The sequence below is a fragment of the Deefgea tanakiae genome, assembly GCF_019665765.1.
Classification (GTDB): Bacteria; Pseudomonadota; Gammaproteobacteria; order Burkholderiales; family Chitinibacteraceae; genus Deefgea; species Deefgea tanakiae.
Map to the genome: position 1 here is coordinate 2,841,268 of NZ_CP081150.1, position 22,964 is coordinate 2,864,231.

A 22,964-nucleotide genomic window follows, 5' to 3' on the forward strand; every position below is an offset into this window, starting at 1 on the left:
CTGATTGCAATTGAATGAGCTTGGCAGATGCGGGATTTGCGGTGGTGGAATTATGTGGCGCCGGCCATTTTTGGCTGCTTTTTATTGTGGGTTTATCCGAAAACCAACTGGGATCACGCGCTGATTGCGCCTTATTTTGATCCTGAACTGCACTTTTTTTGGCGCGACCAACTTTTCCTTAGCACCGTCATGCACGACGGTCTCAAAATTGCGCTGCAGTTAATCGGTTTAGCCTCGTTTTTCTACTGGCTTTACGCAAAAAAAATCAATTCGCCCGAGCAACGCCGGTGCTTGTGGCTCTGGATCGGCATCGTTTTTAGCACGCTATCGGTCTCCTTCTTAAAGCGCTTCAGCGTTCATGCTTGCCCATGGGATTTGACACTCTATGGCGGCTTTGCTGCTGAATTACCCTTGTTCGCCAATTTACCCAGCAGTACTCAGCCGGGCCGCTGTTTTCCAGGTGGTCACGCATCGGGCGGGTATGCACTGCTAACCATCTATTTTACATACATAGGCAGCAATACCCGCCTTGCATATTGGGGGCTTGGGCTAGGTTTATTATTCGGTACTGCGATGGGCTGGACGCAAATGATGCGCGGCGCGCATTTTTTGTCGCATAACTTATGGACTTTATTAACGGTTTGGTGCGTTTTATTACTGTGGTACAGCGTGTGGCCGCCGGTGGCAAAGAGGAGCCTTGCACATGCTTAAATACAAACCACTGCGCAGCGAATATTTAACGTTGCTGGCCGCGCTGTTTTTTATCCTGATTAGTAATCCTGTTTTCTGGCAGCATTTATATGCGGTGCAACAGCCAAGCAATGTCCATGGCTGGTTGTTTATGGGCGTTGGTGCACTATTTTTGATCGTCACCCTTAATCTGCTGCTGACTTTGCTCGCTTTGCCCTACCTACTAAAACCCGTGTTGACGGTATTGCTGATCATTACGCCCTTTGTGGTGTATTTTATGGCGCAGTTTGGCGTAATGATTAATGTCGACATGCTGCGTAATGCAGCGCAAACCAATACGACCGAAACTTTAGATTTACTTACCCCTAAATTGGCACTGTATTGGCTGTTTTTAGGTGGTTTACCACTGTACTTCTTGTGGTGTACACCATTGAAATTTCGCCCATTACGCCGCGAAGTGTGGATAAAACTGAGCATCGTGCTCGCCAGTGCGCTGGTGCTCGGTTTGATTAGCTTTGGTTTTTACAAAGAATTTGCCTCCGTATTTCGTAATCACCGCGAACTGCGCTATTTGCTCGCGCCGACCAACTACATTCAAGCGGCCTCGAGCTACCTTAAACAAAATACCAAGCTGCAACCCCTAGTGGTCGCGCCGATTGGTCTGGATGCAAAACGCAGTATCATAGTTGGCGCTCGCCCTACACTCACCGTCATCGTCGTGGGGGAAACCGCACGCGCGGCCAATTTTTCGCTCAATGGGTATAAAAAAGAAACCAATCCACGACTCAAACAAGAAGCCGGTTTAATCAATCTGCCCGCGGTGCGCTCATGCGGCACCGATACCGCGGTGTCGGTGCCGTGTATGTTTTCTATGTTTGAAAAACGCCATTACAGCGCCGACCAAGCCCAAAGCCATCAGGGTTTATTGGATGTGGTGCAGCGGGCGGGCTACCAAGTACTGTGGCGCGATAATCAATCGGGTTGCAAAGGCGCGTGCGACCGCGTTCCCAATGAAAACACCAGTACTTTCGCCGAAGCGAAACTTTGCCAAGACGGCGAATGCTTCGACGAAGCATTACTGCAAGGCTTGCAGGAAAGAATCGATAGCCTTCAGCGTGACACCGTCATTGTGCTCCACATGATGGGCAGCCACGGCCCTGCGTATTTCAAACGCTACCCAAAAGCCTTTGCCAAATTTCAGCCGACCTGCGATACCGCGCAGCTCGATCAATGTACGCAGACACAAATCACCAACAGCTACGACAATAGCCTGCTCTATACCGATTTTGTGCTTTCTAATTTGATTGATTTGCTACGCAAGAACAGCAGTAAAGTCGATACGGCAATGACGTATATTTCCGATCACGGTGAATCGCTGGGTGAACGCGGGCTGTATCTGCACGGCACACCGTATTTGCTCGCGCCCGATCAACAAACGCATATTCCCGCCATGCTGTGGCTATCACCCGATTACGCCAAGCGCACGCAAATTAATTTGGCCTGCCTGCAAAATAAAGCGGGTAACACGTATTCCCACGACAACCTATTTCATTCAACGCTAGGTCTACTCAATATCAAGACTTCACTCTATCAAAGCGAACTCGATTGGTATGCGCCATGCAGAAATAAATAGGAAGGTATTGCCAGGTAGCTATTATTTATTAATAGCCAGATGGCAATACCTAAGGCCATATCGTAATTCAGGTGACATACTGATTGTATAAAGTGCCTGCGGTGTGGCGTCGCTTAGCCGCTGACGGCTTAGCAAAGCCCACCCCCTCAGGGTGCTCATTTTTTTACAGCAGCAATCCTCGACTTGGGCGCTATGAGCAACCTAAGCGAAAACCTGCCTGAGAAGGCGATTCGAATACATCGGCACCAATACGCTCAATCTGATTTTAATCACATCACTCAGCACGAAACTCCATAGCAAATTTCAATTCATCCAGACCAAAACCAAGCTAACCACATGTGATCGTGAACGAATGCTCTGCTTGCGTGATCGCACCTTCTCATTAGCTAAAGAGCTAAACGTACGACCTCAAGTGTGATTTTCATCACAAAAAATAGACTAAGCCCCATCACACTTTGCTGACATGCCTTCAACATGCATAAAAACCCTAATAAAGAACAATTATCAGTACAGAAATAAAATACCAAAAATACTTACAAAAATACAGGATCACCCCAATTAGTGTTTCAGCAAAAAAATGCAGTTGACCCAATTTCTGTCTTCTCAAGTAAACAAAAACGAGTGTTTTCAACTTGTAAATGTGTAATTTTATTACCAACAAATCAGCAAAAATGTCGAGCCTCTGTTTAGCCGACAGACGGAAAATTACATAGGCATATTCTTATGTAATAATCTTGCAAAATTAAAACGATCGTTTTTGACGCAAGTAAAAATCCAGAGGAACTCAGTAACTATTTGAATTAATTCGAGTGTTTACAACAGAGCAACCTAAATCGCTCCCTAATATAAAGAGCTTAGTAACTAGCCAGTGCAATCCGTAAAAAATGGAGCAGCTGTTTTTCATAAAGAAAATGTAGCCAACTACATTTCCAAGAAAAATCCTAGGCGTACCAATTTAGACGTAAACAAGGTTCAAAAATACCAACATGACGCAACGTCGATCATTCGCCATTACCTTACTAGGACTCACCGAGTCCGAAGTTCGTCTCGTCAAAAGTATCTGTGCCCTGACAGCGAGCCGCGCTCGTAGCTATTACGTTCAGGAAGACTTGCAGCAGAAAGCAGATATCTATATCGCTAATGCCGAGTCCAGTGCGGTGCTTGATATTCTGCGGCGGCTCAATCGGCACAATCGAATGCCGGTCATTTATGTTTCGCGCACTGAAATTGAGCTGGGTGAATATCAACTCAAAAGACCGATGCTGCCAACAACGCTCCTCAAGCGACTCGAAACCGTCACGATCAGTGCACATAATTTCACACCCGAATTGGCGCAACTCGGTGCCGCCGATTTGCAAGGCAGCAATCCAGAAAGCAATCGCCTAATCAATCAAGTGCTGTCGAGTAATGCCCCTAAGGAATGTTTTCGCGCCTTGATCGTCGATGACAGTCCGACCGTGCGTAAGCAGCTTGAGTTATTCCTGAGATTGCAGGGCGGCAAAATTGACTGCGCAGAAACAGGTGAGGCCGGCATCACCCTGGCGAATGACAATGATTACGACATGATTTTCTTAGATGTTGTCTTGCCGAATGCCGATGGCTATCAAGTCTGCCGCACGATCCGCAAAAACCGCCACACAAAAAACACCCCCGTCATTATGCTGACCAGCAAAAGCTCACCGTTTGATCGAGTGCGCGGCACGCTGGCTGGCTGTAGCACCTACCTCACTAAACCAGTAGACAGCGCTCTCTTTAAAGAAGTGGTGCAGAAATATCTACCGCAGACGCTAGAAAACGGCGCTTTTGTAGCCGCTTAATGTAACAGACCCAATCAATCCCTATCCCAAGGTTAAACCATGAAAAAAGTACTTGTAGTTGATGATTCTCCGGCTGATTTGGCCAATTTGCGCACCATCCTGACTGATGTAGGTTGCTTTGTTTCGACCGCATCCAACGGCAGCGAAGCCGTTAAAAAAGCCAAAACCGATAAGCCCAACATTATTTTCCTCGACATCGTGATGCCAGATATGGATGGCTACGAAGCCTGCCGCCTGTTGAGCGAAGAGCCTTCGACCAAAGACATCCCGATCGTGTTTGTGACCAGTAAAGGCCAAAAAGCAGATCGTGTCTGGGGTCAGATGCAAGGCGCAAAAGGCTATGTCGTGAAACCGTATTCCGCTGATCAATTAATCGATCAGCTCAAAGCACTGGCGTAATTGAAAATGGACATGCCTGCCAATATTGCACATGCAGAAACCACGCCGCTGGCTGGCGAGTACATCCAGCGCCGTTATGGCGTGATTGCTGGCGGCCTGCATTTACTATTGCCGCAAGGGGTGTCCGCTGAGTTGCTACACGATCAGGCACTGACCCGCATTTTGCTGGCGCCGCCCGCATTGCGCGGGGTCGCTAATGTACGGGGCACTTTATTGCCTGTGTTTGACCTGGCTAAGCTGATTGCAGCCCCCGCCAGCTCAGAAGAACAAGTTTTGATGCTCGGCAATCACCCCGAAGCATTAGGGCTGCTGGTGCAGGGCTTCCCCCTGCCACTGACTGGCCTCCAAGCCCTCGCGAAAGGGCAAGTTCCCGAACTGTTACAGCCCTATTTGCGTAGCGCGTGGCAGCAGCAAGAACAGCACTGGTTCGACATCGATCTATTGCAGCTATTTCGTGATCTGGCTGCACTAAAGACCCACAAAGAGTAAGGACTCAATCAATGAATTTCTACCAAGGATTGGTGCTTCGACTTGAAGAAGCACTAAGCCAGCGCTCGGTCGCTTGGCGAACCAAAACGCTCTCTCGCGCAATCATCGGCGGCTTTGCCTTGCTCGGTTTGATTTATGTTTTAACGTTCGCACTCAATTTGTACGCAGATCATCGCTTAGAAAATATGAATAATTTTGAGCTCGCGCTCAAAGAGACTGACGTGAACTACGTTCAGGTGCGTCGTGATGAGAAAAACTTCTACCTGCCATTTAAAACGGCAAAAGAACGCTATTTGAAAGAGCACGGTGAGCAGGTTGTGAAACTTCTCAAAGCGATTGATACGGTTATCGAGCTTTCTCCAGATGAAGCAAGTAGCGCTAAAGCCCGAGAAATGACGCAGGCGGTCAAAAAATATAAAGAAAAATTCGATATTTCTGCTGTCAAACTGCAAGAAGCTGGTTTTAATGAAGAAACGGGTTTGCACAAAGTGATGCGTGACGCCATCCGTGAACTCGAAGATCAATTGCAAGGTAACTCGGCCGATTTAGAAATTTCAAAACTCACCCTTCGTCGTTATGAAAAAGACTTTATTCAGCGTGAAGACATTAAATATAAAGAACAGCACATTGCCGAACGGGCAAATTTCAACGCCCTTCTAAGCAGCTCGAGTATCGCTAACAAGGAACAAATTGGCACCTTGTTTGTTCAATACACCAAGGCATTTGATGCCTATACCGACGCATTTCTGGCGGCACGTCAAGCTGAAAAAGCGGCAAACAAGGCCACCGATAAGCCTGAGGAAGTGATCAAGGAACTCGATAAAGTGGCTTTAGCAGCCATTGTTGAGGAAAAGTCATTCAGTAGGTTGCTCTCTAACGTGTCTGCAACGCTATTTACGGTGGTTCTTTTGGCAATTGCCATGCTGTTGACCATCTTGGTGACTTTGATTGCCAAAGGGATTCGCCAGCCGGTAGAGCATTTGCACAAAACAGTTGAAGCACTCGCCAATGGCGAAGACGTACGCTCTGACATGGAACAGCCTGACGAGTTGGGCGAATTAGGGCGTTCATTTGACCGCATGATTGACGAACGTAATGCCGTACAGCAAGCCATTGTTGATGAAAATGATAAGCTCAACGATGCGGTACTGAATCTACTGCAGGCGGTGGCGATTCTGGCGCGTAAAGATTTGACGCACAAAGTCCCCGTAACCGAAGACGTAACTGGCCCCGTTGCTGACGCATTGAATTTGCTTTCTTCCGAAACTGCGAAGGTCTTGCAGCGCGTATCCGATTTATCGGCTGACGTGGCGCAGGCCTCCATGCTAGTGAAAGAACAAAGTGACGAAGTTATGGGCATCGTCGAGAAAGAAGGCGAAGAGGTGGAAAAAGCCTCGAAAGCGCTGATCACCGCCGCCGATTCAATGACTAAAATTGCTGCCGTCGCCCGTAGTGCCAACCAATCGGCCGAGCATGCGATGAAAACCACGCGTCAGGCGATGGAAACGGTAAATACCACCGTAAGCGGCATTAACAACACCCGCGAAACGATCCGTGAAACGGAAAAACGTATTAAACGTCTGGGCGAGCGCTCGCAAGAGATTTCGCTGGCGGTGAACTTGATTAACTCGATCTCGGAACGGACGCATATTCTGGCCTTGAACGCATCGATGCACGCGGCTTCAGCCGGTGAAGCGGGTAGAGGCTTTGCGGTAGTGGCCGACGAAGTTCAACGGCTAGCAGAAAACGCCCGTCAAGCAACGCAGCAAATTTCATCACTAGTCCATAACATTCAGGCTGATACCGCCGAAACAATGAGTGCGATGAATCAGGCGATTGAGCAAGTTGTCGCAGGTTCACGCCTTGCGGAGCAAGCCGGTCAGCAAATGGAAATTACCGAGCAGAGCACTGCCCAGCTGGTAAAAGCAGTTCAGCAGATTGCCGTCGCATCTGAAGCACAAGTTCGGATCAACCGTGATCTGGTGGTGCGCGCCGATAGTATTAATGCATCTACCCAGTATACGAATGTAAAGTTGAAAGAACAGTCGCTTCAGACACATAGTCTGGTGGAGTATGCGCGTGGACTCTTGTCTGCTGTTCGGGTGTTTAAGCTGCCAGAATAAGGGCCTACGGGTGCTACGGCACCCGATTTTCACTTCATTTGAATACCACCATCAATCACAATCCAAACGTTTCACGTATTGCAATTGAATGCAGCGTGAAGACTTTTGCCTGACTACTAAGGGGGCTCTGTGCTCGCTGAATCATCTGCTGCGCTGTTGGCAGCACTTGCCACGGCCATCGCCAACTGCCATGAAGCCGATCAATCGGATCAACAGGCGGCCTTGCTCGACGCAATTACGACCACTCATCAACTAGGCGAACTCGCCGAGCAGGCGGGTCAAATTGGATTTTGGAGCTGCTGCTGCATATTGGCTGAACAACTCGCTAGCTGCACAGACGCACCAACACATATGCCACCGTCTGAGTTGGCGTTGGTTACGGCAGACTATCTTGCTAAGCCTGAGGCATCACAACGCCAAGCCTTACTTGAGTTACTCACAAGCGAACACTGGCCAGCTCCCTTGTCGATTGAAACGCAAAACACAGTGACCGAGTTATTAGAGCAAGACGCCGCGGCCCTCCTTGCTGAGCAAATTGAATGTATTGAAATGATCTCGCCAGATAATTTACTCAGTGCTAATTCAGCGCCGACTTCGGCTCCAAATAAAGACGAATCTGCCGAATTACTAGCCAGTCTTGCTGCTCTACAAATTAAAGCCGCCGAGTTCGACGAAGAACACATCGACGTCTTTGGCCTACTCGATGAGCTTGGTCAGTTATTGCAAGGGAATTGGCAAGCCAGTCAGATTACCGATTTGCTGCTCGCTCTGTCTCTGACGGCACAAGTAGAGCAGAAAGTCACACTCGATGCCTTGTGTCAGCACCTTAATGTCTTACTCGCGGAACATGACAATCTACCGCAAGTCGCGATGGGCGAACAATTGCCTCTGCTGCTATTGGATGCATTGATGAGTGAACCCGAACAGCTCACCGAGCTGATTGAGCGCGCTGAGTTAATGCTGTTCAATGCAGAAGACCACGAAACGGAATGCTCAAATATTGCGAATGAATCATTGGGTAATGAGCCACTCAAGCACAACGATTTTGACCAAGTTCTGACCGCGAATACGTCAGTCGTTGGTGAAGATATGCTTCTGATTTTGAACGAGGAACTCGATCAAATCGCCTTGCAGCTGGCCGACATACTGACGCTACTGAATGAAGAAAACGATGCCCCAGCGGATGCAATTACAGAAATTTGCGAGTTACTCGAACGGTTAACTCACGCGTGTTACGACATTGGAATGCCGCCACTGGGCGATTATCTAGCAGCACTGAATCTGCGTATTTTTTCAACTATCGAAACCGGTTGGAATGACTCTTTTTCCGATTTGTTACTCATGCTGACGCAGTGGCTGATTCAATACTGTGCCGCACCACAAGATGAAAATTGCGTCGAAGCGCTGCTGGGCGTGCTGATTCTGATGGACGAAGACGATGCATTGCTGTTGGCCGACCTACGTGTGCGTCTGCTTGAGCAGCAGGTGAGCGCAGTCACGCCAAACCATCTGCCAGAACGCCAAAAGGTCGCCCAACTCAGCGACGTTTCACTCGCCGTGCCCGACGATATCAGCGCCGAATTGATGGAAGGCTTGCTGCAAGAGTTGCCAGTGCAAGCTGGCGCATTTGCGCAGGCGATGCAAAAAGTGGTCTCGGGTCAAGGCAGCATGGCCGATCTGGACATCGCCAAGCGCGCCGCGCATACGCTCAAAGGTGCGGCCAATACCGTCGGTATCGCTGGCGTTGCCAACCTGACGCACCATCTGGAAGACATCCTGATTGCGCTCTCTGAATCAGGTAATTTGCCCGGCGCGGCGATGGCCAATCTGCTGACTGAGGCGGGAGACTGTTTGGAGAGCATGGCCGAAGCACTGATGGGCAGCGGGCCGGTACCAAGCGATAGTGTGTCGGTATTCCAGCGCGTACTGGATCTGGCCAACTTGATCGATATCGACGGGATCAATACAGAGGGTATATCTTCAGAAGCCAATATTAGCAACATTCATAAAACCATACCTGACAGTGCACTCATCGAGGCGCAGCAAGAGCAGCTCGAAGCTATGGTGCGTATTCCGGCCAAATTGGTCGATGAAATGCTCAATCTGCTCGGTGAATCGATTGTCTCTGTCGCGCAAATGCGCGAATTGCTGGCGCAGTCGAGCGAAGTCAATCGCCGTATGCGGGCGCAAAATCAGAACGTGCAACAACTGGTCGGCGAGCTGGAGCAGCGTATTGAAGTGCGCAGCTTGGGGGTCGCGACGCCAGCGGCCAATCAGGATTTTGACGCTCTGGAATTTGAGAGCTACAACGAGCTGCATTCGATTTCGCGACGCCTCACCGAGGCGACGACCGACTCGCGCGAGCTGGGTCTGGAAACCGAAAGTCTGTATCAACGTCTGGGCGAAGCAATCGAAGCGCAGCACCGTTTGCAGGTGAATAATCAAGAAGTCGTGATGCGGACGCGCATGGTGCCCGTGAGCACAATCGAGGCACGGCTGCAACGCGCCGCGCGCCAAACCGCTCGCCTGCTCGACAAAGATGTGGCGCTCAATTTGCACGGCGAGCACACGCTGGTCGACAGCCATTTGCTCAATACCATTGTTGATCCGTTGATGCATGTGCTGCGCAATGCCATCGACCACGGTATCGAAACACCCGAATTGCGCCTCGCCAAAGGCAAACCTGAACAAGGCCAGATCCGCCTCGCCTTTGCCCGTGAAGGCAATTCTATTGTCGTGCGCTGCAAAGACGATGGTGCAGGGCTTGATTTAGCCTCGATTCGCAGCAAAGCCGAGCGCTTAGGGCTGATTGATGGCCAGACGCTACTGAGCCAAAACGAAACAGCACGCCTGATTTTGCGCCACGGCTTTTCGATTCGCGATGAAGCCAGTCAGGTTTCGGGGCGCGGCATCGGCATGGACATCGTGCTGTCGACGGTGAATGCACTGAAAGGGAATTTGGTGCTGCATACCGAGCGAGAAAGCGGCTTGCAGATCGAAATGCGTTTCCCCGTTTCGCTCGTCGCCAGCCACGCACTGCTCGTTGAATCACAGCAACAGCGCATGGCGATTTCCACCAGCGGGATTCTCGATTTGGCCTACTTCGATCTGACCGATGTGCAGATTGAAGACGACCAACGCTTTATCCAGTTGAGCAACAATAAAATACCGCTGATCGAGCTGGAAACACTGTTCGGCCTGCCTATCCCAGTGAGCAGCCAGCAAAAAACGGGGCTGCCCGCCATCGTATTGCAGCTCGACTCAGGTGCACTCAAGGCGGTGCAAATCCAGCGCGTGATCGACTCGCGCGATATCGTGGTGAAAGACCTAGGCCAGTTTGTTCCGCGCATTCCAGGCATGCTTGGTGCAACGGTGCTCGGTGACGGCGGCGTGGCTTCGGTCGTTGATTTGCGTGAATTGCTCGATAGCGAATTGATCGCATTGAACGCGCTACATGCCACAACTCAGCAGGAACAAGCCATGAGCTTGCCGCGTGCCTTGGTGATCGATGACTCGATCTCAGCTCGTCGCGCGACGACCCAATTTATGCGCGATTCTGGCTTTGAAGTTCGCCCAGCGCTCGATGGCTTGGATGCCATTGAACAGCTGGAAAACTGGATACCAGACATTGTGCTAGTCGATATGGAAATGCCGCGCATGAACGGCTTGGAGCTGGCGGCTTACTTCCGCGCTCAGCCGCATTTGCAGCATATCCCGATCATCATGATTACCTCTCGCTCAACCGAAAAACACCGCCGTCAGGCCGAGCTATCAGGGGTATCGCGCTATCTGGTCAAACCATTTAACGATGAGCAGTTAATGCAGCAAGTGATGGATTTGATGGAGGAGACACTGGTCGCTTAAGCAGAGAAAAATCTTTGTTAAAACAAAAGACCCTGTATTGCTCCGTAAGCAATTGACAGACTATGCGGGTGGAATTAACTTACAAATAAAAAGTAATAAAATGCTTGTGAACAACATCACCAACCTATGCCCAAAAACATATGCACAAACGAATTCAACACGTTGTTATTTAAAGAACTAACAGTAGACTACGCGCTGTTTATTCGTTTCTGCTTACACATCAAACTGCAGTTTTTGGCCTCGGAGATGTAAGCATTAAATACCAAAATGAGCCCACTGATTTCGATTTGCAGCATGAAATCTTTACGACATCAAAATCATAATTACATTATTTAATGAGAGATATCATCACAATGAATTTTCGTTTTGCTACCATCCCCGTCGCTATTGCGTTTATGTCCGCAGCGGCCATCGCAGCGCCAACGTGGCAAGAAGGCATCACCTATCCTGCCGGTACCGTTGTTAGCTTTGAAGGGCGTGATTACAAAGCGCTCCAATATCACACAGCCTGGACTGGTACAGCTTGGATGCCGAATGTAACACCGGCACTTTGGGCAGACCTAGGGGCTGCAACACCTCAAGTGACAACAAAACCAACTGCTGCGCCAACAACGGCTCCAACAGTAAAGCCAACTGTTAATCCGACGATAAAACCAACGGTTACACCGACTATTGCACCAACAACTGTCCCGACAGCAAAACCAACTGTTAACCCTACAATTAAACCGACAGTTGCACCGACTGCGAAACCAACGGTCTCACCGACTATTGCACCAACAACTATCCCGACAGCAAAACCAACTGTTAACCCTACAATTAAACCGACAGTTGCACCGACTGCGAAGCCAACGGTCTCACCGACTATTGCACCAACAACTGCTCCAACAGCAAAGCCAACCTTAGTGCCGACTGTTGCGCCAACACCTACCCCGACTGCAAAACCAACCGTAGCGCCAACTATTGCGCCAACACTTGTCCCAACAGCAAAACCAACCATCGCGCCGACTATTGCACCAACACTTGTCCCAACGGCAAAACCAACCGTAGCGCCGACTATTGCACCAACACTTGTCCCAACAGCAAAACCAACCATCGCGCCGACTATTGCACCAACACTTGTCCCAACAGCAAAACCAACCATCGCGCCAACTATTGCACCAACGCCTACTCCAACAGCAAAACCCACTGTGACACCAGGTATTCAAGATCAATGCCGCCCAGCAGGTTTGGTGTCTGAAGTTGCGAACGTTCCATATTGCGATGTCTACGACACGACTGGCCGTGAAAAATTAGCTAACAACATGAAACGTCGCAGCATTGGTTACTTCACTAACTGGCGTACCGGCAAAAACGGCCAACCTTCTTACCTTGCGGCAGACATTCCTTGGAATGACATCACGCACATTAACTACGCCTTCGCGCATATTGATGGTAATTGGAACGTCTCTGTTGGCAATCCTGGAGATGCCAACAATGCCTCATTGGGAATGGAGTGGCCAGAGAAAGGTGCTAAATACGCCTTGAATCCTAATCTGTCATACAAAGGTCACTTCAATATGTTGAAGACCAACAACAAGAACGGCGTCAAATTGCTGCTCTCTGTTGGTGGTTGGGCAGAAACAGGAGGCTTCTTTAACGATGCCGGTGGTCGTACTGCTAGCGGTGGTTTTTATTCTCTAACGATTGATGAAACGACAGGTGATATTCGCCAAGATCGAATCAACACATTCGCTAAATCAGCCGTCGCTTTCCTTGAGAAATATGATTTTGACGGTATCGACCTCGATTATGAGTACCCAACATCGATGAACGATGCGGGTAGCCCTGATGACTGGAGAATTTCCAACAAACACCGTAGTGAATTGTTCAAAGGCTATATGGCTTTGACCAAAACCTTGCGCGCAGAGTTGGATAAAGCAGCGGCTGCTAAAGGCAAGTACTTTATACTAACGATTGCGTCCCCTTCGTCAGGCTACTTGCTTCGTGGTATGGAAGACTTCGAAGCGGTTAAATACCTCGACTTCGTAAACATCATGACTTATGACTTGCACGGCGCATGGAACCACTTCGTGGGTCACAATGCCGCCTTGTACGACACCGGTAAAGATAACGAAATCGCTGATGCGAAGATTTACCAAGGTGGCGATGCGCATTACTACAATTCGCAAGGTTACTTGAACATCGACTGGTCATATAAATACTTCCGTACTGCATTAGCAGGTGGTCGTATCAATATCGGTCTGCCGTACTACACACGCGGCTCGCAAAACGTAACAGGCGGTACCAATGGTCTATGGGGTATGTCGGCCATGGCGGATCAAAAGAAATGCTACCTCGGTTCTGGTGGCAACTTAGGACCAGATGCATTAAGCCCGAAAGCTGGTGCACCATGCGGCTTTGGCGCACAAGGTATTGATAACTTGTGGTTCGACCGGGATGCGGCTGGTAACGAAATGTTTGCTGGTGTGAATCCGTTGTGGCACGTGAACAACTTGCGTGATGGCTTGCCAACACCGTACGTTGCTCAATACGGTCATGATGTGACTAAGCAAGCAGGCCAAGCAATTGGCAACTACATCGAATATTTTGATGACGTAGCGAAGTCTTCATGGTTGTGGAACCCAACGAAGAAAGTGTTCTTGTCGACTGAAAATGAGAAATCATTTGCAGCCAAAGTACAGTACGCAATCGACCAAGGTGCCGGCGGCATCATGTTCTGGGAAATGGCGGGTGACTACAGCACACCAACGCAAAATGGTACTTCTTCATACGGCATGGGTAGCTACTTGACTGCAATGGCAGCGAACAAATTGCGTGCAGCGGCACCGTACGGTGTGAAAGCGGGTGATGAGAAGTTTGTTCAGCCAGCCGACGTGTTGGATGTGACATTGGATTTGGTTGGCTTCAAACCAAAAGGCGATGATAACTACCCACTCGCTATCGGTGTGAAACTGAAAAACAACTCTAATGTTGATTTGACCGGTGCAAAAGTGTCGTTCAATGTTGCTCCATCAACGCCATTGGTTCCCTCTGAAGTTCAATACCTGAAACCTAGCGATCCACCTGCTGGTAACGGTGTAGAAAACCTCGTTGATATCTACAGCGGCGGTACTTGGTCTGCAGTGCCAGCATCAAGCACGGTGGGTAACGTCGGCGGCTTGCCAAACGGCTTCCATCGTCTTTCATACACACTGAAAGGCGGTACAGGCTGGGGTGTAACAGACTTCAGCACAGGCAAAACTATCACCATCGGTATGCGTGTGTTTATGCCTCTGACTGTACCAAGCAATGTAACGCTCACTCTGCCAAACGGCAAAGTGTACGGTATCAAGCAATAAACTAAACCTGAGTTAAAGCAGAATGAAGAGATCGATTCCCTTCATTCTGCTGAGCTATGCCATCTATTTTCGAGCGCGTAACTCGCTTTCAATAAATCTAATTACCACCTCAATGAGAGATTCACAATGAAATTTCGTTTCGCCATTATTCCCGCGGCAATTGCAGTTATTTCCGCAGCTGCATTTGCCGCACCAACATGGCAAGAAGGCAATACTTATGCCGCAGGAACTGTAGTCAGCTTTGCAGGCCGTGACTATAAAGCGACTCAGTCACACACAGCTTGGATTGGGACAGGCTGGGCACCCAATGTAACGCCAGCACTTTGGACAGATCTGGGCTCTACAACAGGATCATCAACAACGGCGCCAACTACAAAACCAACCGTAGCACCGACGATCGCGCCGACAACAAAACCAACCGCTGCACCGACGATCGCACCGACAGCAAACAACCGCTGCACCGACGATCGCGCCAACAGCAAAACCGCTGCACCGACGATCGCGCCAACAGCAAAACCAACCGCTGCACCAACGATCGCACCAACAGCAAAACCAACCGCTGCACCGACGATCGCGCCAACAGCAAAACCAACCGCTGCACCGACGATCGCGCCAACAGCAAAACCAACCGCTGCACCAACGATCGTACCGACAGCAAAACCAACCGCTACACCAACGATCGTACCGACAGTAAAACCAACCGCTGCACCGACGATCGCGCCGACAACAAAACCAACAGTAGCACCAACGATCGCGCCGACTGTAGCTCCAACCGTTGCACCGACAATCGCACCAACTGCAAAACCAACCGCTACACCAACAGCTCAACCAACAGCACTACCAAGCACTGGCGCAAAACAAGTTGGTACTTACTTTGCTGAATGGTCAATCTACGGTCGTAAGTTCTACCTGAAAAACATGCAAGACAGCGGCCAAGCTGCAAAATTGACGTTCTTGAACTACTCATTTGCTAACGTTTACAACCGTGGCGGCAAATACGTTTGTGACGCAACTATAAATAAAGCAGAAAGCGGCTCACAAGACGGTGGCGATGCTTGGGCCGTATTCGAAAAAGGCTTTGCAGCTAACGAATCAGTTGACGGCGTAGCGGATGCATACGGCTGGCCAACATGGGATGATCCACGTACTGGCGTTTCAGGTCCGTTGAAAGGTAACTTGAACCAACTGAAGAAACTCAAAGCTAAAAATCCAAACTTGAAAGCAGTCATTTCATTAGGTGGCTGGACTTGGTCTAAATGGTTCTCTGCTGCTGCTGCAACCCCAGAATTGCGTCAAACCTTAGTGGCTTCGTGTATCGATGTGTGGATTAAAGGTAACATTCCATTCAGCTCTGGCGCGAATGCCGGTGGCCCAGGCTCTGCAGCCGGCGTGTTTGACGGTATCGATATCGACTGGGAATACCCAGCAGTTCAAGGTATCGGCACTAACACTGTTTCACCAGATGACAAACGCAACAACACCCTGTTGATGGCAGAATTCCGCAAACAATTGGATGAGTTGAGCAAAACAACGGGCAAGAAATACCTGTTAACCGTTGCAATCGGTGCTGGCGACGAGAAAATCGCGGCAACTGAACCAGCTGAGTACAGCAAGTACCTCGACTGGATCAACATCATGTCTTACGACTACAACGGCGGTTGGGATGCTGCGGGTCCGACTGACTTCCAATCTAACTTGTACCAAGATCCAGCAAGCCCACGCACTGTAGATCCTAAAACAGGCAAAGTGAACAAGTACTACACTGATGCCGCCGTGAAAGACTTGATTGCTCGCGGTGTACCAGCAGCTAAATTGCACATGGGCGTACCGTTCTACGGTCGTGGTTGGACTGGCGTAACTAACGCAAACAACGGTCTATACCAAAAAGCGACTGGCCCAGCGAAAGGTACTTACGAAGCAGGTATAGAGGACTACAAAGTACTGAAAGATGCACCAGGTACTGAGTACATCCACCCAGTAACGCAACAAACTTACCGCTTTGACGGCTCTACTTTCTGGTCTTACGACACGCCTCGTGATATCAAATTGAAAGCTGACTACGCTAAGAAAATGGGTATGGGCGGCATCTTCAGCTGGGAAGCTGACGGCGACACCAACGATGGCGCTTTGGTTGAAGCAATGACTCACATCCAGAAGTAATCGTTAAGTTAGCCTAAATAACAAACAAAATTCCACCCCAAGACTTGGAGAATATTCCGAATCTTGGGGTGTTTTTACATTCTGTCGCTAACCAGCGAAATAGCCCCATTCCAATTTGCGATCCCAACTCAAGGGACTCACTTCATGAAGCCTTACGCAACAACAATACAAAGCAGTATATCAACAAAGTCTTTATTAATATTAGCCCAGGCTGAAATACCCACTACTTAACACCCTGCTCCACCGCCCAGATCGCAGCCTCCAGCCGTGAGCGAAAGCTCAGTTTTCGGAGCAAGCTTTTGACGTGAACTTTGACTGTCCCTTCGGCGATGCCCAATTCACGGCCAACGAGTTTGTTGGAGAGGCCATGTGAGAGACAGACTAAAATTTCTCGCTCGCGATCGGTCAAAGATTCCAGCATCGCATTGCGTTCATTGCCATCGTCTTCGCGCAGTGCCAACGCTAAAGCGCGACCGAGTCGTTCTGGAATCGCCATTTGCCCTTCCAGTGCATCAGCCAAGCTGGCAACGATCTCTTCCGGCTCCATGTCTTTGAGCAAATAGCCATCCGCGCCCGCCCGCACCGCGGCGACTAAATCCGTAGATTGATCCGACACCGTCAACATCACAACCCGTGAATCGACATCAAGCTCTTTAATCGCGCGCAGCGTGGCAATGCCGTCCATGCCTTTCATATTTAGATCCAAAATCACCAAATCGGGATTGTGCGCTTGCACCAGCACCAGCCCTTCGGCGCCGCTGGCGGCTTCGGCCACCACGACAAAACGCGTGTCCAAACCGAGTAATTGCACGACGCCTTTGCGAAACAAAGGATGATCGTCGATCACAATGACATTAAATTGTTCGCTCATCGCTAGTACCTTCAACGAATTAATTAGAAGGCGACGTCGAAAATGGCGTCGCGGGGATAAAACTGAGTTGGATCACCGTGCCATTGGGCTGCCGGTGCAGAAATTGCAATTCACCGCTTAAACTACGAGCGCGGTCATGCATGATGCCAAGACCATAATGTTGTTTTTTATGTGGATTGTCGTCGATACCGCGGCCATCATCGGCGATTTTGACCTGTACACGTTCGTCTTCCCACGCCAAACTCACCCATGCATGCTGCGCGGCAGCGTGGCGCTCTATATTGACTAAGGCTTCGCGCACAATCTGCAAAATGTGAATTTCCTCGTGAGCAGCCAGCTCGACACCCATCAAACGATTATCCAAAATCACTTGATGCTCGGCGCGCTCGGAAAACTCTTGCACCGTTTGCTCCAAGGCAGCCGCCAAACCTCGCTCATTCATTTGCAAACGGAAGGTATTGAGTAACTCACGTAATTGTCGATACGCGCCATTGAGGCCTTCTCGTAACTCATGCAAAGCCGCATTGGCCGTATCACTGCGCTGATCTTCTGGAAACTGATTTTGCAGACGAACGACTTGGATTTTTAAGTAGGACAAAGATTGCGCCAAGGAGTCATGCAACTCACGAGCGATCACTGAGCGTTCGTCGTGCAAGGCCAATCGGTGTTGTTCTTGTTTGCGCTTAGCGTTAGCTAGCGCCGTGCCAATTTGCCGCGCAATCGCTTCGAGTAACTGCTGCTGCCACTCGAGCAAAGCCTGTTGTGTTTTTAATTGAATCGGCATAATGCCGTACACACGCCCGCCGTCACTGAGCTTAAACACGGGCGCGTCCGTTGTAAGAGGCGATAACTCTGCGGCGTCAGCACAATTGGCGCAATCCGTACGCGCACAAGGTTCCGATAGTTTATTCGGCATAACGGCCAAACGAAACGCCAGCGGCGCTTGCTCGGTTTCGGTAATGCAAATCGCCGCGTGTTCCAGCTCAATCACCGCGCCGACATCCGCCAACACCTGATCAAAGGTCACTTGATTGGGTTCCTGATCCGATAGTCGTTGCTTCGTGCGATAAAGTAATTCAAGACTGCGCTGGTTTTGCGTTAACGCGAGCGTTTTTTCCGCAACCCTTGCTTCCAGAGCCTCAATACCGAGCGCCAATTCTGCGACCATATGATTAAATGCTTGGCCCAATTGGGTAATCTCACCCGCGCCGTCTTCTGGCGTTCGCACTTGTAAATCGCCGTGCTTCACCTTTTCGGCAGCGGCGGCCATCTTGGTCAAAGGCTGTGTGACACGGCGCCTCAGCCAGAACAGCGTCAAAGCAAATACCAAGGCCATGACCACCATCGCAATCCATTGAAAATGCCCCAACCAAGCGAGTCGCGACTCATGCCTCGCCTCAATAGCCGCGACATAGTCGTCAATCAAAGCAGCAAACTGCATCGCCCTCGGCAGCAAACTGCCATCTGGCGCGGTATTGATCGGAGCAAATAAATCCTTCATTTCGGTGCGCCACGACATTTCCATGCGGTTATAAGCCACACGCACCGGATCGTTCATATCTTGAGGTAAATTTTTCAATAAGGCAGGGCTGTATAAACGCTGCTCAAATTCATCAATCACTTGATGCAGCATGGGGCGACTGCCGGGAACGGGGGGCGGTGGCGATAAATGCGTGGCCACTATCAAATAGGTTTGCTTGCGCAAAGAACCCGCCACATTGATCGCAACGCCTTCACCCGTCGTATTCACGACCATGCCCCAGCTGAGAATCAGCGCTAAAAACGCGGGCAAAAGCATCAACAATAATGCTTGCGTAATAAAGCGGACAATCGATGCCTGCCGAAAGTAATTCATTACTCGCAAATGCAACTACCTCCAAATTTCCACAGCACGTATTGAACTCGACTTCCTTATTGCCTTTCTCCAGCGCAAAAGGGTACTCCCTTAGAAAACAAACTGAAATCCTGCTATAAATTGTCTTATGTTTACCTATAACTTTTAGTACACCACGACAAAGTCCTTTAAGCAAATTCCAAACACCACCAAGCTACCCAAAAAGAGGCAGATATACCGCTGACTTTTTATGACCTACCCCCTAAAGAGGCATTGTTGCAATCATCGGTACCACCTAATCTTCCTCAATCAACTGATAGGATCAATCGCTATCGTGGACACATCCCGCCGCAACTTACTTTTTGGCCGAAAACCGCAAGTGCCCCCTGAGCCTCGCCCACCGTGGGCAAGTTCAAACTTCATCGACCGCTGCACGCGTTGTGGTGACTGCGTGTCGGTCTGTCCGACCCAGATCATTAAAGTCGGTGACGCTGGATTTCCAACGGTCGATTTTTCGCATGGTGAATGTACTTTTTGTGGCGACTGTACTAGCGCCTGTACACCTAAGGCACTAGAGCAAAGCACAGATACTCCGTGGGCTTTGCAAGCAAGCATAACAGACCGCTGCTTGGCCTTGCATGGCGTTGAGTGCCGCATCTGTGGTGAGGCTTGTGATGAACGCGCGATTCATTTTCAGCTGGCGATTGGCAAAGTAGCGCAGCCGCAGCTCATCACCGAGCAATGCACGGGCTGCGGCGCATGCCTTGCCCCCTGCCCAAGCAACAGCATTCATATTTTGGAGTTAATGGCATGAATATTTTCAGCTTAGTCATCCGTGCCGTCCCTGGATTTCTGGATGAGGTTAAAGCCGCTGTCATGGCGGTTCCCGGCGTAGAGCTACACATTGAGCATGAAGGCAAACTCATCATCACCATCGAAGACATACCCGGCCTGCGTAGCTCTGAATTGCTAAAAAAAATCCAAGAAATCCCTCGTGTCGCCTCTGCGACGCTGGCCTATGAATACTGCGACGACGAGACATTGCCGACGCAAGCCCTACCGACTCCAAAACAAAAAAACCCCGAGGAACGTTTATCATGAGCTTAGATCGTCGTGACTTTATTAAAATTTCTGCAGTCGCCGCTGCAGCCGCGAGCGCAGGAATCCCATTAGCGAATGCCGCGCCTAAAACCATGCCCGCCACCGCGGGAGATGGCAACACCGCAATCCGCTGGGATAAAGCACCATGCCGCTTTTGTGGTACGGGCTGCTCCGTCTTAGTCGGCACCCAAAATGGCCGCGTCGTTGCAACGCAAGGCGATCCAGATGGTGAAGTCAATCGCGGTCTCAACTGCGTAAAAGGCTACTTCCTTTCTAAAATCATGTACGGCGAAGATAGACTGACCCGGCCATTACTCAGGAAGAAAAATGGCGTTTACGATAAGAATGGTGAGTTCACCCCAATCAGTTGGGATGAAGCATTCGATATCATGGAAAAGAAATGGAAAGAGGCACTCAAAGCCAGCGGCCCTGATTCGGTGGCGATGTTTGGTTCAGGCCAATGGACCGTATGGGAAGGCTACGCGGCATCCAAACTGATGAAGGCTGGCTTTCGCAGTAATAATATCGACCCCAATGCACGCCACTGCATGGCCAGTGCCGTAACCGGATTTATGCGTACCTTCGGTATGGATGAGCCTATGGGCTGCTATGACGATATCGAAGCGGCTGATGCCTTTGTGCTTTGGGGCTCGAATATGGCCGAAATGCATCCGATTTTGTGGAGTCGCATCACGGATCGTCGCCTTTCTAACCCCAAAGTCAAAGTCTCTGTCCTATCGACTTACGAACATCGCTCATTCGAATTAGCCGATAACGGTTTAGGTTTGGTGTTCACGCCGCAAACTGATTTGGCAATGATGAACTTTATCTGCCATCACATTATTTCAACCGGCCGCGTCAATCAGAAATTCGTCAAAGATCATTGTAATTTCAAAATTGGTGAAACTGACATCGGTTTTGGCTTACGCCCCAACAATCCGCTCGAAGTCAAGGCCAAAGCCAACGGCTACCCTGGTGCCGATAACAAACCCAAGGGTAATCCAAGTGAAATGAAACCGGGCTCTTTTGAGCATTTTTCTAAATTTGTTGCGGACTATACCGTCGATAAAGTTAGTAAATTGTGCGGCATTCCTGAAGATCGCCTGATTGCGCTCGCAGAGCTGTACGCCGACCCCAAAATCAAAGTGATGTCGTTCTGGACCATGGGCTTTAATCAGCACACCCGTGGCACATGGGCGAACAATATGATTTACAACGTGCATTTGCTGACTGGCAAAATCGCCGAACCTGGCAATAGCCCCTTCTCACTCACAGGCCAACCATCGGCCTGTGGTACCGCCCGTGAAGTCGGTACTTTTGCCCACCGCCTACCTGCCGACATGCTTGTCGCTAATCCAGAGCATCGCAAACACGCAGAAGAAATCTGGCGTCTGCCCGAAGGGACGATTCCGGCCAAAATTGGTCTGCATGCCGTTGCAATGGCGCGTGCCATCAAAGACGGCAAAGTCAAAGTCTATTGGCAAATGGCCAATAACAATATGCAAGCGGGCCCCAACATTAACGAAGAGCTGTATCCAGGCTGGCGTCGCCCCGACACGTTTATTGTCGTCTCCGACCCCTACCCGACCGTTTCGGGGCTGGCCGCTGATTTGGTACTGCCAACTGCCATGTGGGTCGAAAAAGAAGGCGCGTTTGGTAACGCCGAACGCCGCACACAATTTTGGCGACAACAAGTCAACGCGCCGGGCGAAGCGCAGTCTGATTTATGGCAAATCATGCAGTTCGCCAAACGTTTTAAAGTTGAAGACGTGTGGCCAGCCGATTTGATCGCCAGAAAAGCCGGCATGAATGGAAAAAGCTTATTTGAAGTGCTGTTTATGAATGGCAATGTCAATCGCTTTAAAAATACCGACTTGCAAAAAGGCTTTGAAAACTTCGAAGCTAAGCTTGCAGGCTTTTATATTCAAAAAGGGCTGTTTGAAGAATATGCCTTATTTGGCCGCGGCCACGGCCATGACCTTGCATCGTTCGATATTTACCACCAGACGCGTGGCTTGCGTTGGCCGGTAGTCAATGGGCAAGAAACACGCTGGCGCTACCGCGAAGGCACTGACCCTTATGTCAAAAAAGGCGAAGGTGTGCGCTTTTACGGCAATAAAGATGGTCGCGCCAATATCATCGCGCTGCCTTACCAAGCGCCGCCAGAAATGCCGGATGCCAATTTTGATATGTGGCTGTGTACTGGCCGCGTGCTGGAGCACTGGCATACCGGCACGATGACGCGCCGAGTACCGGAATTGCACAAAGCAGTTCCCGAAGCGATGGTGTTTATGAATCCGAACGACGCGAAAAAACGTGGCTTGCAACGCGGTATGTTGGTGAAAGTGGCCTCACGTCGCGGCGAAATTACAGCCCGACTTGAAACTCGTGGTCGTAATAAACCACCTGTGGGCTTGATTTTTATCCCGTTTTTTGACGAAGGTCGTCTGGTGAACAAACTCACGCTCGATGCCACTTGCCCGATTTCGAAGCAAACCGACTACAAAAAATGCGCGGTAAAAGTCGTCAAGGCTTAATCGCTTTCGTTTGGGCAAGTCATCGGTTTGCCCAAGCTAATAAGGGTATATAGATATAAGCTTTAATTAGTGATGTATAGCGAGCAATACCTAGCGCACATCATGACT

General features: G+C 49.9%; 15 protein-coding genes and 1 pseudogene. 13 read left to right on the forward strand and 3 right to left on the reverse strand.

What is annotated here, in order from left to right; translation table 11 throughout:
* Nucleotides 1-27 precede the first annotated feature (27 nt).
* From K4H28_RS13265 to K4H28_RS16955, 8 genes and pseudogenes are all read left to right on the forward strand, one after another.
* Nucleotides 28-711, forward strand: coding sequence for a phosphatase PAP2 family protein (locus K4H28_RS13265; RefSeq protein ID WP_221005627.1), 684 nt, complete (start codon nt 28-30; stop codon nt 709-711).
* Nucleotides 704-2,323 carry a phosphoethanolamine transferase gene (locus tag K4H28_RS13270; protein ID WP_221005628.1) on the forward strand — a complete coding sequence of 540 codons (1,620 nt, stop codon included), beginning with the start codon at nt 704-706 and terminating at the stop codon, nt 2,321-2,323. Before K4H28_RS13265 ends, K4H28_RS13270 begins: the two co-directional genes overlap by 8 nt.
* 986 nt (nt 2,324-3,309) lie before the next feature.
* Entirely contained in the window at nt 3,310-4,140 is an 831-nt protein-coding gene (locus K4H28_RS13275) for a response regulator (protein WP_221005629.1), read from the forward strand.
* A gap of 39 nt (nt 4,141-4,179) precedes the next feature.
* On the forward strand, nt 4,180-4,539 hold the full coding sequence (locus K4H28_RS13280; protein ID WP_221005630.1) for a response regulator transcription factor: 360 nt from the start codon (nt 4,180-4,182) through the stop codon (nt 4,537-4,539).
* A 12-nt stretch (nt 4,540-4,551) separates the two neighbouring features.
* Nucleotides 4,552-5,028, forward strand: a complete 477-nt coding sequence (locus K4H28_RS13285; RefSeq protein WP_221005631.1) for a chemotaxis protein CheW — start codon at nt 4,552-4,554, stop codon at nt 5,026-5,028.
* Between the two features lie 11 nt (nt 5,029-5,039).
* Complete coding sequence (locus K4H28_RS13290; protein WP_221005632.1) at nt 5,040-7,151, forward strand: methyl-accepting chemotaxis protein; 2,112 nt, start codon at nt 5,040-5,042, stop codon at nt 7,149-7,151.
* Between the two features lie 129 nt (nt 7,152-7,280).
* On the forward strand, nt 7,281-11,015 hold the full coding sequence (locus K4H28_RS13295) for a response regulator (RefSeq protein ID WP_221005633.1): 3,735 nt from the start codon (nt 7,281-7,283) through the stop codon (nt 11,013-11,015).
* 395 nt (nt 11,016-11,410) lie between these two features.
* Nucleotides 11,411-11,557: pseudogene (locus tag K4H28_RS16955) on the forward strand (carbohydrate-binding protein); the annotation flags it as partial.
* 35 nt (nt 11,558-11,592) lie between these two features.
* Here K4H28_RS16955 and K4H28_RS16960 read toward each other — a convergent pair.
* Nucleotides 11,593-12,156 carry a glycine zipper family protein gene (locus K4H28_RS16960; protein WP_221005634.1) on the reverse strand — a complete coding sequence of 188 codons (564 nt, stop codon included), beginning with the start codon at nt 12,154-12,156 and terminating at the stop codon, nt 11,593-11,595.
* 46 nt (nt 12,157-12,202) lie between these two features.
* On the opposite strand from K4H28_RS16960, the gene K4H28_RS13305 reads away from it, so the two are divergent.
* Together K4H28_RS13305 and K4H28_RS13310 are read left to right on the forward strand one after the other, a co-directional pair.
* Nucleotides 12,203-14,353 (forward strand): glycosyl hydrolase family 18 protein, encoded by a 2,151-nt coding sequence (locus tag K4H28_RS13305; protein WP_373312815.1) that lies wholly within the window; start codon nt 12,203-12,205, stop codon nt 14,351-14,353.
* A 126-nt stretch (nt 14,354-14,479) separates the two neighbouring features.
* Nucleotides 14,480-16,513, forward strand: a complete 2,034-nt coding sequence (locus K4H28_RS13310) for a glycosyl hydrolase family 18 protein (RefSeq protein ID WP_221005635.1) — start codon at nt 14,480-14,482, stop codon at nt 16,511-16,513.
* Nucleotides 16,514-16,736: 223 nt separating this feature from the next.
* Here K4H28_RS13310 and narL read toward each other — a convergent pair whose 3' ends face one another.
* Together narL and K4H28_RS13320 are read right to left on the reverse strand one after the other, a co-directional pair.
* A complete protein-coding gene (gene narL / locus K4H28_RS13315; RefSeq protein ID WP_221005636.1) occupies nt 16,737-17,384 on the reverse strand; it encodes a two-component system response regulator NarL in 648 nt (215 codons plus the stop codon).
* Nucleotides 17,385-17,403: 19 nt separating this feature from the next.
* Nucleotides 17,404-19,239 carry a HAMP domain-containing protein gene (locus tag K4H28_RS13320; RefSeq protein ID WP_221005637.1) on the reverse strand — a complete coding sequence of 612 codons (1,836 nt, stop codon included), beginning with the start codon at nt 19,237-19,239 and terminating at the stop codon, nt 17,404-17,406.
* A gap of 313 nt (nt 19,240-19,552) precedes the next feature.
* Between K4H28_RS13320 and napF the strand changes: the two genes are divergently transcribed.
* From napF to napA, 3 genes are read left to right on the forward strand one after another with little or no spacing between them, the layout of a single operon-like run.
* On the forward strand, nt 19,553-20,032 hold the full coding sequence (gene napF, locus K4H28_RS13325) for a ferredoxin-type protein NapF (protein ID WP_221005638.1): 480 nt from the start codon (nt 19,553-19,555) through the stop codon (nt 20,030-20,032).
* Nucleotides 20,029-20,319, forward strand: a complete 291-nt coding sequence (locus K4H28_RS13330; protein ID WP_221005639.1) for a chaperone NapD — start codon at nt 20,029-20,031, stop codon at nt 20,317-20,319. Before napF ends, K4H28_RS13330 begins: the two co-directional genes overlap by 4 nt.
* Entirely contained in the window at nt 20,316-22,856 is a 2,541-nt protein-coding gene (napA, locus tag K4H28_RS13335; RefSeq protein ID WP_221005640.1) for a nitrate reductase catalytic subunit NapA, read from the forward strand. Before K4H28_RS13330 ends, napA begins: the two co-directional genes overlap by 4 nt.
* The last annotated feature ends 108 nt before the right edge of the window (nt 22,857-22,964 follow it).

Bases quoted from the DNA above. Each gene is read 5' to 3' on its own strand.
- K4H28_RS13270 (WP_221005628.1), top strand. From the start codon at position 704: ATGCTTAAATACAAACCACTGCGCAGCGAATATTTAACGTTGCTGGCC.
- K4H28_RS13290 (WP_221005632.1), top strand. From the start codon at position 5,040: ATGAATTTCTACCAAGGATTGGTGCTTCGACTTGAAGAAGCACTAAGC.
- napA (WP_221005640.1), top strand. From the start codon at position 20,316: ATGAGCTTAGATCGTCGTGACTTTATTAAAATTTCTGCAGTCGCCGCT.
- K4H28_RS13285 (WP_221005631.1), top strand. From the start codon at position 4,552: ATGCCTGCCAATATTGCACATGCAGAAACCACGCCGCTGGCTGGCGAG.
- K4H28_RS13275 (WP_221005629.1), top strand. From the start codon at position 3,310: ATGACGCAACGTCGATCATTCGCCATTACCTTACTAGGACTCACCGAG.
- K4H28_RS13280 (WP_221005630.1), top strand. From the start codon at position 4,180: ATGAAAAAAGTACTTGTAGTTGATGATTCTCCGGCTGATTTGGCCAAT.
- K4H28_RS16960 (WP_221005634.1), bottom strand. From the start codon at position 12,156: ATGGTTGGTTTTGCTGTTGGGACAAGTGTTGGTGCAATAGTCGGCGCG.
- K4H28_RS13265 (WP_221005627.1), top strand. From the start codon at position 28: ATGCGGGATTTGCGGTGGTGGAATTATGTGGCGCCGGCCATTTTTGGC.
- K4H28_RS13310 (WP_221005635.1), top strand. From the start codon at position 14,480: ATGAAATTTCGTTTCGCCATTATTCCCGCGGCAATTGCAGTTATTTCC.
- narL (WP_221005636.1), bottom strand. From the start codon at position 17,384: ATGAGCGAACAATTTAATGTCATTGTGATCGACGATCATCCTTTGTTT.
- K4H28_RS13330 (WP_221005639.1), top strand. From the start codon at position 20,029: ATGAATATTTTCAGCTTAGTCATCCGTGCCGTCCCTGGATTTCTGGAT.
- K4H28_RS13320 (WP_221005637.1), bottom strand. From the start codon at position 19,239: ATGAATTACTTTCGGCAGGCATCGATTGTCCGCTTTATTACGCAAGCA.